Genomic DNA, 12,868 nt, shown 5'->3' with positions numbered 1-12,868 from the left:
GCGATCAGGGGAAGACCTCCTGCTTGGGGAGAGTCTTGCCGAGGATGCGTGACAGCGTCTGCACCGGCCCGGTGCCTACCTCCTGCGATACGGTCAGGGCGACGTGGACCGGGCGGTCCACGGCCAGCCACGTGGTCTTGCCGCCCTGGCTGATCGGTAGCCAGTCGACTCCGGAGACATTCGTCAGGCGCGAGGTCGGAGTCAGTTCCGTCGGCGCGGTGATTCCGCAGCGCACGATGATCGGATCATGCTGCGCGTCACCCCAGGCGATCGCTCCGGGGGGAGCAGGCTGGGTCAACTTCCGGCGTGGGACCCCGGAATCGTCCACGGCGAGTTCGCGTGGCAGTGCTGCGAGCACCGCGGCGCACTCCGGGGACTCCGCTTTCGGCGCGGATACGGGCGGCAGCGCGAGCGGACCGCTCCGGCGCGCCTGTTCGGCGGCCTTCGAGGCTTGGGAAGCTTCGTTGTGCATCTGCCTGCCGACGAGTCCGATCGTGACCACTCCGGCAGCCAACAGCACACCGAGCGTGATCGCCACGATCATGACCCAGCGAGGCACTGCGGAAGTCGGTTGCTGCTCAGCCACGCAACCACTACAGCACGAGACGGAGCCGGTGCGTGTACCGGTCCCTGCCGTAGTGGTCCGGCTCATCCGCGGACACGTCGAACGTGGGCCCTAAAGATGAACCACGGGGCAGGTCAGGGTGCGGGTGATGCCCTCGACGTTTTGAATGTTGGCGACCACCATCTTGCCGAGCAGGTCCACGTTCTCGGCCTCGGCTCGCACGATGACGTCATACGGACCGGTGACGTCCTCGGCGCTGATGATCCCGGTGGACCCGGAAATTTCGGCGGCGACGGCAGCTGCTTTGCCGACTTCTGTCTGGATGAGGATGTAGGCCTGAACCATGGCATGCCCCTTCGTGTCGTGGAAACGGAAGGTAGGAAACTTGGCAGAAAGCTACCCCATTGAACCGAGCGAATGCTCAGGAAAGGGAGGCCCCGGTTGGGTCCGGATTCGTCGGAGGACGCACAGACCGTTTCTCAACTGGGTGAGTTCGGCCTCATCCACCGAGTGACCTCCGATCGCACACAGCCTTCGGGGACGTTGCTCGGTCCCGGTGATGACGCCGCCGTGCTGGCAGCTCCCGACGGTCGCGTGGTGACGACCACAGATCTGCTCGTGCAGAACGTGCATTTCCGGTTGGACTGGTCGACCCCGCATCAGGCGGGGCGCAAGGCCATCGCGGTCAACCTGTCCGATATCGCGGCGATGGGAGCGGTACCGACGGGCTTGCTGGTCGGTCTGGGGTGTCCGCCGGACCTGCCGACGACCGTTGTCGACGAGCTTGCCGCGGGCATGTGGGAGGAAGCCCATGGTGCCGGGGTGGGGATCGCCGGTGGTGACATGGTCACTGCCACCGCCTTGACGATTTCCGTCACGGCGTTCGGTGATCTGCAGGGGAGATCACCGGTCACCCGTTCCGGTGCGCGCCCCGGTGACGTCGTGGCGGTCGCGGGGCGGCTGGGATGGGCCGCGGCGGGGTGGGCGGTGCTGGGGCGCGGTTTCCGCTCCCCGGTGGCCGTGGTCGGGGCGCACCGGGTGCCGGAACCGCCTTATGCGGCGGGGCCGCAGGCCGCAGCGGCGGGTGCCACCTCGATGGTGGACGTCTCGGACGGCCTGCTGGCCGATCTCGGCCATATCGCGGAGTCCTCCGGGGTGGCCATCGACCTCCGCACCGACTTGCTGGAAATACCGCAGCGACTCGTCGAGGTCGCTTCCGCGCTCGGCAAGGACGCCCGGCACTGGGTGCTCACCGGAGGGGAGGACCAGGCCCTGGTGGCCACGTTCTCGGCGGATCAGCCGCTTCCGGAGGAGTGGATGGCAATCGGCTCGGTCACCGAGGGCCACGGCGTCACCGTGGACGGTGCGGAGTACGAGGAGGATCCGGGCTGGCAGCACTGGCGCTGAGCAACCGTGGCGGTGACGTGCTCGACCAGCGCCACCGCCACGGCCGGATCTCAGGCGGTCTTGGCGGTTGCCGCGTCGGTGGCGGCTTCCCCCTCGTCCAACGGTCTACCCGCCGTTTCCTTCATCAGCAGCACCGGGATGATCCCGAGTGCGGCCGCGCCCATCAGATAGTAGGCGGGGAAGAAGTTGTTCCCGGTTAGTTCGACCATCGCGTCGTTGATCAATGGCGTGGTGCCGCCGATGGCCGACGTGGCGACGTTGTAGCCGATGGAGAAGGCCGCGTAGCGCACCTTCGTCGGGAACATCGCGGGCAGGGTCGCCGCGAGCGGCCCGATCAGCTGGACGTGGCAGAGCCCGAGCAGTGTCAGTCCCAGCAGGGTCGTGATCCAGCTGCCCTGGGCGATCAACATGAAGGCCGGAATGGGCAGCACGATGAAGCAGATGCAGGCGGACAGGAACACGGGTTTGCGGCCGACCGTGTCGGAGAGCCTGCCGACGAAGGTGATCAGCACGAGCAGCAGGACGATGACGATGATCAACGGGATCAGCGCCGCCGTGTCCGAAATGTTCAGTGTCTGCTTGAGGTAGGTCGGCATGTACGTCAGCAGCGTGTAGTTGCCGACGTTGATGATCACGACGATGCCCATCAGGACCAGCAGCGTGCGCCAGTGGTCGACGAGCATCGACTTCAGCGGGGACTTCGCGATGTTGTGCGACTGTTCCAGATGCTTGAATGCCGGAGTGTCCTCCAGCTTCTTGCGCAGGTAAAGTCCGACACCACCGAGCGGCCCGGCGATCAGGAACGGGATCCGCCAGCCCCAGGAATGCATGGCGGGATCACTGAGGCTCAGGATCAGGGCGGTGGGAACCAGCGCGCCGAGTCCGAACCCGACCAGCGTGCCGAACTCCAGCCAGCTTCCGTAGAAACCACGGCGCTTGGTCGGCGCGTACTCCGCGATGTAGGTCGCCGCACCACCGTACTCACCGCCGGTGGAAAAGCCCTGCAGCATCCGGCACAGCAGGAACAGTATCGGCGCGAAGTAGCCGATCGTGCCGAATTCGGGCAGTAGCCCGATCACGAATGTCGAGCCCGACATCAACAGGATCGTGATTGCCAGGACGCGCTGACGTCCGATCCGGTCGCCCAAGGGGCCGAAGAACAAGCTGCCCAGGGGACGCAGCAGGAAGGAGAGCGCGAAGGCACCGAAAGCCGACAGTGTCTGCGCCGTGGTGTTGTCGCCGGGGAAGAAGGCGGCACCGACGTAGGTCGCTACATAGGCGTAAACGCCGAAGTCGTACCATTCGGTGCAGTTTCCGATGGCCGCCGCGGCCACCGCGCGTCGCAGCAGGGACTGCTCTCCGGATGGGAGTTCCCCTGTCTTCGATGCAGTCATGAGCTTGTAGGCCACCTCCAGGGCGTGCCTTCTACGGTGTGTGCGCAGAGTTCGAGTACCCGGAACCTAGCCGACCGAGCGGTGTGAAGCCACCAAAACACTTCGTTGCGCTGTCGTCGGTGCTCGAAGAGCGGGTGACGGTGTGACACGGGGAAGCGGGCGAGGCCCGGCCTCCGCCTGCGAGTTCCGATGACCGCGACAGCTGCTGATTCGGGAAGAGCACGACTCGGTTTCCGGTGCGGCGGTCGATCGTGGATCGGCATCGGCACTACACCCGAAAGAGTGTGATCAAAATCTCCAAATAGACCGATTCCTTCGGACGGTGATGTTGCGGAGGAGTTCGGGGGCGCGTGCGGAGTTGATCGGCTTTCTCGCTAGGGTTTCCGGTGTGAGCGCACGTCCCTTGAACGAGATCATGGAGCCCGGCTGGGCCGAGGCACTGGAGCCGGTGGCGGACCGGATCGCCGCGATGGGCGACTTTCTGCGTGCCGAGGTGGCCGCGGGCAGGCAGTATCTCCCGGCCGGGGAGAACGTGCTGCGGGCGTTCCAGCAGCCTTTTCACGGGGTGCGCGCGCTGATCGTGGGGCAGGACCCCTATCCGACACCCGGTCATCCGATAGGCCTGAGTTTCGCCGTCGCCCCGGATGTGCACCCCGTCCCGCGCAGCCTGAACAACATCTTTCGGGAGTACTCCGAGGATCTGGGGCATCCGCTGCCCACCAATGGTGATCTGTCCCCGTGGACCGAGCGCGGAGTGTTGCTGCTCAACCGCGCACTGACCGTGCAGCCGGGCAAGTCCGCCTCGCACCGGGGCAAGGGCTGGGAAGAGGTCACCGACCAGGCCATCCGGGCGCTGGCCGGACGTTCCGAGCCGATGGTGGCGATCCTGTGGGGGCGTGATGCTCGGAGCCTGCGTCCGCTGATGCCGGACGTGCCGTGCATCGAGTCGCCGCATCCGAGCCCGATGTCGGCGGACAGGGGTTTCTTCGGGTCGCGGCCGTTCAGCCGGGCGAACGAACTCCTGCGCGAGCAGGGGGCCGACCCCATCGACTGGACGCTGCCCTGAAGCCCGCTCTGTAGGTCTGCGTGGATGACTGCCGAACCGCCGTCTCGAGGTTTTCGGCCTCGGCAGTAAAAAACCCCGGGACGTCTGAGCCGTCCCGGGGGAAGTTCGTCGGCCGTGGTGGAGTCAGCCCCGCACGACCTTGCCTGCCTTCAGGCAGGAAGTGCACACGTTCATGCGCTTACGCTGCGAAAGACCGATCTTCGCGTGCACGGTCTGGATGTTCGGATTCCACCGGCGCTTGGTACGCCGGTGCGAGTGTGAGACCGACATGCCGAAGCCCGGCCCCTTGTTGCAGACGTCGCAAACGGCAGCCACGTCAGACACCCCTAACTTTGCGTCGATATCCTCCCTCGCCTGCGGCGGGGGAACTCTCGCTGCGGTGACAGCGAGGAGAGGCCACGCGAGCGATCCACACTCACGTGCGGTCTCACCACCCAGGGTGACTGCGCGTGCTGGACACCCCGCCTCCGGCGGCACCGTCCCGGCGAGCCGCTACACGGCTTCCAGGAACTGGCACAGTCTAACCCACCTGCTGTGGGCGCCCGAAAACACCTCGCTCGCGCGGCACTGCCGGGCGAGTGGTACCGGTGCGGATATTCTCGTGCGCACCGTGCGAGCGGCCTCACCGTGGCATAGGAGGGCAAGGGTGTTGCAGGTGCTGGATGGCGCGGCGGTCCGGCAGTGGGCCGAGCTCTCGGTGACGGCATTGGCCGGTGACCGGGAGGCCATCGACCGCATCAACGTCTACCCGGTGGCCGACAACGACACCGGTACGAATCTCCTGCAGACCATGCGTTCGGCCGTGGCCGCGATCGAGGCCGGGCCGGAGACGCCCGAGAGCGTTCTCGGAGCTCTCGCGAGGGGCGCCCTCACCGGGGCACGAGGGAACTCGGGAATGCTGCTGTCGCAGATGCTGCGGGGCCTTGCCGAGGAGCCCGGGGGAGTGTCGGCGATGGACGGGAGCATGATTCGCGGGGCTTTGGAGCGGGCCGAGTCACGGGCCATCCGGGCTGTGGCCGAACCTCGCGCGGGCACCTTGCTGTCGGTGCTGCACTCGGCCGTGCAAGCTGCGCGGGAGGCCGGGACGGACCTGCCCACCGTGGTGCGGGCGGCAACGGAGGCCTCGGTTCGTGCGTTGGACGAAACCACCCGGCAACTTCCCGTATTGCAGGCCGCGGGCGTGGTCGACGCCGGTGGCCGCGGGCTCGTGGTGCTGCTCGACATGCTGCATGCGGTGGTTCGCGATGGTGAGCGACTGGCTGCCGAACAGCGGTTGTCCCTGCAAGGACGGTCCGAGAGCGCCCCGGTGACGTCGCCGGGCCACGAGTCCGCTTACTCCTACGAAGTCATGTACCTGCTCTCGGGCGCGTGCTCGGACGACACCGTGCGGCTGCAGGAGACGCTGTCCCGTCTCGGCGACTGTGTCTCCGTTGTCGGTGATGGCTCGGTGGCCTGTGCCGGTTCGGGCATCGGTGCCGACGGTGAATCCTGGGTCGATGGTGAGTCCTGGGCGGTGCACGTGCACTGTGACGATATCGGTGCCGCCATCGAGTCGGGCATCGAACTCGGACGGGTGCACGGGATCCGGGTGACGCGCTTCGCCGACCAGGTGCCCGGGGCCGTCTCCACCCCGATTCCCACCGATAACCCCACCGATAATCCCGCCGGGACGGCCGGAACCCGGGCCGTCGTACCCCGCCGGGCCGCCGGAACCGGAGCAGTCGTACTCGCGTGTGCGCGCAGCGAGGCGCTCGCGGCCTTGTTTCGCTCCGAGGGGGCCTGCGTGCTCATGATCGACTCTCACCGTGCCCCCGGGACCGACGACATGATCGCGGCGATCATCGCGACGAAGGCGGCACACGTGCTGGTGCTGCCGAACGACGAGATGCTGATGCCGATTGCCGAGGAGGCTGCGGGGCGGGCGGTCGGCGACGGACGTGAGGTCGTGGTCGTGCCGAGTGCTTCTCCGGTGCAGGGGCTGGCTGCGCTGGCCGTACACGACCCGGATCGCAGAACGGCCGAGGATGCGGTGGCTCTGGCCGAGGCAGCGGCTGCGACCCGCCGGGGAGAGTTGATCGTCACGGTACGGCAGGCGCTGACCTGGGTGGGCTACTGCCAGCCGGGTGATGTTCTCGGGCTGGCCGACGGGGAGGTCGTGCTGATCGGCGATAACCTCGTCACGGCGGCGTGCGAGCTGGTGGACCGGATGCTGACGGCGGGCGGGGAACTGGTCACCGCGTTGGTGGATGACCACGCACCGGACTCCCTGGCGGAGGAGTTCGCCCGGCATCTCCACCGTGCCCATCCGGAGGTCGAGTTCCACTGCCACCGTGCCGGAAATCTCGCCGCGGTGCTTCTGCTGGGAGTGGAATAGCGTGTCCGTAACGATCGGTTCGGTGTGCAGCCCGGTTCGTCCGTGCGCGGATACCCGCGGAATCCGAAACGGTTGGACACTGTTCGGCAATCCGGACACGGCGGCGGTTGTCGGTCATGCCCGATAACGTGCCGCGTTGAGAGGGACGAAGCGGAGCTGGTGAAGCGATGACGGCGGGAGACGCGAAACTCGATCGGGTATTGGGAGCGAAGACGGCCAGGGCGCTCGATTCGGCCTTCGGCCTGGCCACGGTGGGTGACCTGCTACGCCACTATCCGCGTCGGTACGCCGAGCGCGGGGAGCTGACCGCTATCGCCGGTCTCGAGATCGGGGAGCATGCCACGGTGCTGGCGCAGGTGGAACGCGTGAGCAAGCGCACCATGCGTTCGCGGCGTGGCACGATCGTCGAAGCTCGGATCACCGATGGGCACCGTTCATTGACCTGTACCTTCTTCAATCAGGCATGGCGGGAACGGGAACTGCTTCCCGGCAGGCAAGGCATGTTCGCAGGCAAAGTGACCGCCTACCGGCATCAGTTACAGCTCGCCCATCCCGAATATCAGCTGTTCGATGCGGGATCGGCTACCGAGGCCGGCGGTGATGAGGTCCATTCGGCGGCCGAGGAATTCGCCGCGGCGTTGATTCCGGTCTATCCCGCCGCGCAGGGGCTGCCATCGTGGTCCATCGCGCGCTGTGTCGGTCAGGTTCTGGATGTCTGGGACGGCACCGAGGATCCGTTGCCCGAGGCATTGCGCGAGCGTGCCGGGGTGATGGGGTTGCAGGAGGCGCTGCACACGATTCACCGGCCGCGCGATCTCTCCGAGGTGGAATCGGCCGGGCAACGCCTGAAATGGGACGAGGCACTGGGCGTGCAGCTCGCGCTGGCTCGGTTGCGGGGTGCTTCGCAGGAACGTTCGGCCCCGGCCTCGCCGCCGGCCGAGGACGGCATCCTGGCTGCTTTCGACCAACGGCTGCCATTCGACCTCACCACCGGGCAGCGGGAAATCGGGGAGCGAATCGCCGCGGACCTGGCCACCGAACATCCGATGAACCGACTCGTGCAGGGCGAGGTGGGCAGCGGCAAGACCGTGGTAGCGCTGCGGGCCATGCTGCAGGTCGTCGACTCCGGACGGCAGGCGGCGATGCTCGCCCCGACCGAGGTGCTGGCCGCCCAGCACGCGCGTTCCCTGACGGGGTTGCTGGGCGATCTCGCCCGGGCGGGCGAACTCGACGGTGCCGAGCAGGCCACCCGTGTCACTCTGCTCACCGGCTCGTTGTCCACGGCACAGCGCAAGCAGGCGATGCTGGATGCCGCATCCGGGAGCGCGGGCATCGTGGTCGGTACCCACGCGCTTCTCCAGGACCGAGTGTCGTTCGCGGATCTCGGGCTCGTGGTGGTCGATGAGCAGCACCGCTTCGGCGTCGAACAGCGGGATGCGTTGCGGGCTCGCGGTGGTGCTGCGGCCGCACCGCACGTGCTGGTCATGACGGCCACCCCCATTCCGCGCACGGTGGCCATGACCGTCTACGGCGACCTGGAAACCTCGTCCTTGCGGGAACTGCCGCATGGTCGTGCGTCGATCAGCACCAGTGTCGTGCCCGTCGCCGAGAAACCGAACTGGCTCGACCGGGTGTGGCAGCGCGTGTGCGAGGAGGTCGCAGCAGGTCACCAGGTCTATGTCGTGTGTCCGAGGGTCGGCGATGACGAGGCCGCGGAGGGCAGTTCGTCCCGCGACGAACCGGCCTCCTTCGCCGAGGACGGTACGGAGGAATCACCCCGGGACGGCGGAAATCGACAGCAACGTCCGCCGCTGGCGGTGATCGACATTGCCGCACGGTTGCGCGAGGGACCACTGGCGGACCTGCGATTGGGCGTGCTGCACGGCAGGCTTCCGGCCGAGGACAAGGATGCCGCGATGCGGGCCTTCGCCGCGGGAGAGCTCGATGTGCTCGTGGCGACCACGGTCGTGGAGGTCGGTGTCGACGTGCCGAACGCAACCGCCATGGTGATCATGGACGCCGAGCGGTTCGGAGTCAGTCAACTGCACCAGCTGCGTGGACGTGTCGGCCGGGGCAGCGCACCGGGGCTGTGCCTGCTGGTCAGTGAGGCGATGGCGGGTACGGCCACGCGGGAGCGGCTCGACGCGGTCGCCGCGACCACCGACGGGTTCGAGCTCGCTCGAGTCGATCTCCAGTTGCGCAGGGAAGGCGACATCCTCGGGGCCACGCAGTCGGGTCGGAAGTCGGGGCTGAAGATGCTGTCGCTGCTGCGCGACGAGGACGTGATCGCCCGGGCACGCGAGGAAGCCGAGCACGTCGTCGGCGATGATCCGCAACTTCGGGAGCACCCGGGGCTGGCACGTATGGTCGCCGAACTGGTCGACGAGGAGCGCGCCGAATTCCTGGAGAAGAGTTAACCTGCTCCGCATGGGAGCGTGTGAAGTGGCAGCATATTCGCTGTGTAAAAAATTTTGAAAAATTTTCCTCCGGTGTCTTCTTGTTTCTGTGCTCGAGCCAGGCTGGTCACAGGGCTATCGGGAAATGCGAATGATTCCCATCACGCGGGAGGCACTCCCGAAAGGGAGAATTTTCGGGGTAGTGTTTGCAGATCGTCCGACACCTGTGCCAGGAGGTAGCCGGCATGTTCCGCAAGGTCCTCGTCGCCAACCGCGGCGAGATCGCAATCCGAGCCTTCCGCGCCGGATATGAGCTTCAAGCGGGCACTGTTGCTGTGTTTCCCTATGAAGACCGCAACTCGCTACATCGGCTGAAGGCCGACGAGTCCTACGAGATCGGCGAGCCCGGCCACCCGGTTCGCGCCTACCTATCCGTCGAGGAGATCATCAAAGCGGCGAGGCGAGCGGGAGCAGACGCCGTCTACCCGGGCTACGGTTTCCTCTCGGAGAATCCGGAGTTGGCCAGAGCCTGCCACGAGGCGGGGATCACGTTCGTCGGCCCGAACCACGATATTCTGCAGCTCACCGGGAACAAGGCCCGAGCGGTCCAAGCCGCTCGCGACGCCGGGGTACCGGTGCTGGATTCCTCGGACCCCTCCAGCGACATCGACGAGCTGATGAGCGTGGCCGAGGGCATGCGGTTTCCGGTGTTCGTCAAAGCCGTATCCGGTGGTGGCGGGCGTGGGATGCGCCGCGTCAACGAACTCGAATCCCTGCGCGAGGCGCTGGAAGCGGCGATGCGCGAGGCCGAGTCGGCCTTCGGGGATCCGACGGTGATTCTCGAACAGGCCGTGGTCGATCCCCGCCACATCGAGGTGCAGATCCTCGCCGACGGCTCGGGCAACATCGTCCACCTCTACGAGCGTGATTGCTCGGTACAGCGCAGGCATCAGAAGGTCGTCGAGATCGCTCCGGCGCCCAATCTCGACCCCGACCTGCGCGAGCGGATCTGCGCCGACGCCGTGGCCTTCGCCGAGCACATCGGCTACGTCAACGCGGGCACCGTGGAGTTCCTCGTCGATGAGCACGGTCGTCACATGTTCATCGAGATGAATCCCCGCATCCAGGTCGAGCACACCGTGACCGAGGAGGTCACCGATGCCGACCTCGTGCAGTCCCAGCTGCGCATCGCCAGCGGGGAAACACTCGAAGACCTCGGCATGACCCAGGACACGATTCGGCTGCGCGGGTCCGCCCTGCAGTGCCGAATCACCACCGAGGACCCGACCAACGGTTTCCGTCCGGACACGGGCATGATCAGCGCCTATCGCTCACCCGGCGGCGCGGGTGTCCGGCTGGACGGTGGCACCGCCTTCGCCGGAACCAGCGTCAGCGCGCACTTCGACTCCATGCTGGTCAAGCTCTCCTGTCGAGGCAGGAACTTCCCTACTGCCGTGGCCCGGGCGCGCCGTGCGGTCGCGGAGTTCCGGATCCGCGGTGTGGCCACCAATATCCCGTTCCTGCAGGCGGTTCTGGACGATCCGGACTTCGCCGAGGGAAGGATCACCACCTCGTTCATCGAGCAGCGCCCGCATCTGCTGACCGCGCGGCATTCCGCGGACCGGGGGACGCGCCTGCTGAGCTACTTGGCCGATGTGACGGTCAACCGACCCAACGGTGAACGCCCGACGGCGCCCGAACCAGCGGCCAAGCTGCCCGATGTGGACCTGTCGGTGGAGCCACCCGCCGGTTCGAAGCAGAAGCTCACCGAACTCGGCCCCGAGGGCTTCGCCCGCTGGTTGCGTGAATCCGATGCGGTGGGTGTCACCGATACGACTTTCCGGGATGCCCACCAGTCGCTGCTGGCCACCCGAGTACGCACCAAGGATCTCGCGGCGGTCGCCCCGCACGTGGCCCGGATGACACCGGAGATGCTGTCGCTGGAGTGCTGGGGCGGGGCAACCTACGACGTGGCGTTGCGCTTCCTGGCCGAGGATCCGTGGGAACGGTTGGCCGCGCTGCGCGAAGCAGCACCGAACATCTGCTTGCAGATGCTGCTGCGCGGGCGCAACACCGTCGGCTACACGCCCTACCCCACCGAAGTGACCGAGCATTTCGTGCAGGAGGCCACCGACACCGGTATCGACATCTTCCGCATCTTCGACGCGCTCAACGATGTCGAGCAGATGCGCCCGGCGATTCAGGCGGTGCGGGGCACCGGGCGGTCGGTCGCCGAGGTCGCGCTGTGCTACACGGCGGACCTGTCCGATCCCTCGGAGAAGCTGTACACGCTGGACTACTACCTGCGGCTGGCCGAGGAGATCGTCGAAGCCGGTGCGCACGTGCTGGCCATCAAGGACATGGCGGGCCTGCTGCGCCCACCGGCAGCGGCCACGCTGGTCTCGGCGCTGCGCCGGGAATTCGATCTCCCGGTGCACCTGCACACCCATGACACGCCGGGCGGCCAGCTCGCGACGTACCTGGCGGCCATTCAGGCCGGAGTGGATGCCGTCGACGGCGCCTCCGCGTCGCTGGCGGGAACGACGTCGCAGCCCGCGCTCTCCTCGGTGGTGGCGGCCACCGACCACACCGATCGAGCCACGGGACTCGACCTGGGTGCGGTCTGTGACCTGGAGCCCTACTGGGAGTCGGTCCGCAAGATCTACAAGCCGTTCGAGGCCGGGCTGGCCTCGCCGACCGGTCGCGTCTACCACCACGAGATCCCCGGTGGGCAGCTGTCCAATCTGCGCACCCAGGCCGTCGCGCTGGGACTCGGTGACAAGTTCGAAGAGATCGAGGCGATGTATGCCGCAGCCGACCGCATGCTCGGCAGGCTGGTGAAGGTCACCCCGTCGTCGAAGGTGGTGGGAGATCTCGCACTGCACCTGGTCGGTGCTGGTGTGGATCCGGGCGATTTCGAGGAGGATCCCGCCAAGTTCGACGTGCCGGAGTCGGTGATCGGCTTCCTCAAGGGAGAACTCGGCGACCCGCCCGGCGGGTGGCCGGAGCCGTTCCGCAGCCGTGCGCTCCAGGGACGCACGCAGGCAAGCGCGGTGGCCGAACTGTCCGCGGAGGATCGAGAGGGGCTGGTCAACGACCGGCGCCATACGCTCAACCGGCTCTTGTTCACCAAGCCCACCAAGGATTTCGCCGAGCATCGCCACAACTACGGCGACACGTCGCTGCTGCGCAGCAAGGACTTCTTCTACGGGCTGAGCCCCGGTGAGGAGTACTCGGTGGACCTCGAACCCGGTGTGCGACTGCTCATCGGGCTGGAGGCGATCAGTGAGGCCGATGAACGCGGTGTCCGGACCGTCATGGCGATCCTCAACGGCCAGATGCGTCCCATCCAGGTACGGGATCGCTCGGTGGCCTCGGATTTGCCGGTCGCGGAGAAGGCCGATCGGTCCAACCTGAGCCACGTTCCTGCGCCGTTCTCCGGCGTCGTGACACTCTCGGCCGCCGAGGGCGACGTGGTGGAGACCGGTCAGACCGTGGCCACGATCGAGGCGATGAAGATGGAGGCCGCGATCACCGCGCAGCAGAGTGGCACGGTCAAGCGGGTCGCGATCGGTTCGGTGCAGCAGGTCGAGGGGGGAGACCTCATCATCGAACTGGGCTGACGGCTCCAGAAGTGAGGGGCGTCCGGGGCCGGAGGGACCGGTT

General features: G+C 66.9%; 9 protein-coding genes. 5 read left to right on the top strand and 4 right to left on the bottom strand.

Going from position 1 to position 12,868, the window contains the following annotated elements; translation table 11 throughout:
• Positions 1-4 precede the first annotated feature (4 nt).
• Positions 5-586: a DUF3515 domain-containing protein gene (locus JOF55_RS04595; protein WP_310270067.1), complete on the bottom strand. Its 582-nt coding sequence runs from the start codon at positions 584-586 to the stop codon at positions 5-7.
• A gap of 90 nt (positions 587-676) precedes the next feature.
• A complete protein-coding gene (locus JOF55_RS04590) occupies positions 677-910 on the bottom strand; it encodes an Lrp/AsnC ligand binding domain-containing protein (RefSeq protein WP_310270063.1) in 234 nt (77 codons plus the stop codon).
• A gap of 96 nt (positions 911-1,006) precedes the next feature.
• On the opposite strand from JOF55_RS04590, the gene JOF55_RS04585 reads away from it, so the two are divergent.
• Complete coding sequence (locus tag JOF55_RS04585) at positions 1,007-1,972, top strand: thiamine-phosphate kinase (protein WP_374727223.1); 966 nt, start codon at positions 1,007-1,009, stop codon at positions 1,970-1,972.
• Positions 1,973-2,022: 50 nt separating this feature from the next.
• On the opposite strand, the gene JOF55_RS04580 is transcribed toward JOF55_RS04585, so the two are convergent.
• Positions 2,023-3,366: an MFS transporter gene (locus tag JOF55_RS04580; protein WP_310270058.1), complete on the bottom strand. Its 1,344-nt coding sequence runs from the start codon at positions 3,364-3,366 to the stop codon at positions 2,023-2,025.
• Positions 3,367-3,754: 388 nt separating this feature from the next.
• Between JOF55_RS04580 and JOF55_RS04575 the strand changes: the two genes are divergently transcribed.
• Positions 3,755-4,432, top strand: coding sequence for a uracil-DNA glycosylase (locus JOF55_RS04575; RefSeq protein WP_310270055.1), 678 nt, complete (start codon positions 3,755-3,757; stop codon positions 4,430-4,432).
• A gap of 123 nt (positions 4,433-4,555) precedes the next feature.
• On the opposite strand, the gene rpmB is transcribed toward JOF55_RS04575, so the two are convergent.
• Positions 4,556-4,747 carry a 50S ribosomal protein L28 gene (gene rpmB, locus JOF55_RS04570; protein WP_310270052.1) on the bottom strand — a complete coding sequence of 64 codons (192 nt, stop codon included), beginning with the start codon at positions 4,745-4,747 and terminating at the stop codon, positions 4,556-4,558.
• 331 nt (positions 4,748-5,078) lie between these two features.
• Here rpmB and JOF55_RS04565 point away from each other — a divergent pair, with 331 nt between their 5' ends.
• From JOF55_RS04565 to JOF55_RS04555, 3 genes are all read left to right on the top strand, one after another.
• Complete coding sequence (locus JOF55_RS04565) at positions 5,079-6,806, top strand: DAK2 domain-containing protein (RefSeq protein ID WP_310270050.1); 1,728 nt, start codon at positions 5,079-5,081, stop codon at positions 6,804-6,806.
• A gap of 167 nt (positions 6,807-6,973) precedes the next feature.
• A complete protein-coding gene (gene recG / locus JOF55_RS04560) occupies positions 6,974-9,223 on the top strand; it encodes an ATP-dependent DNA helicase RecG (protein WP_310270047.1) in 2,250 nt (749 codons plus the stop codon).
• 224 nt (positions 9,224-9,447) lie between these two features.
• The gene (locus tag JOF55_RS04555) at positions 9,448-12,825 is read left to right on the top strand and encodes a pyruvate carboxylase (protein ID WP_310270045.1); all 3,378 of its coding nucleotides are present in this window, start codon (positions 9,448-9,450) and stop codon (positions 12,823-12,825) included.
• The last annotated feature ends 43 nt before the right edge of the window (positions 12,826-12,868 follow it).

It is taken from the genome of Haloactinomyces albus, from assembly GCF_031458135.1.
Classification (GTDB): domain Bacteria; phylum Actinomycetota; class Actinomycetes; order Mycobacteriales; family Pseudonocardiaceae; genus Haloactinomyces; species Haloactinomyces albus.
This window is presented reverse-complemented; position numbering and strand designations above follow the sequence as displayed.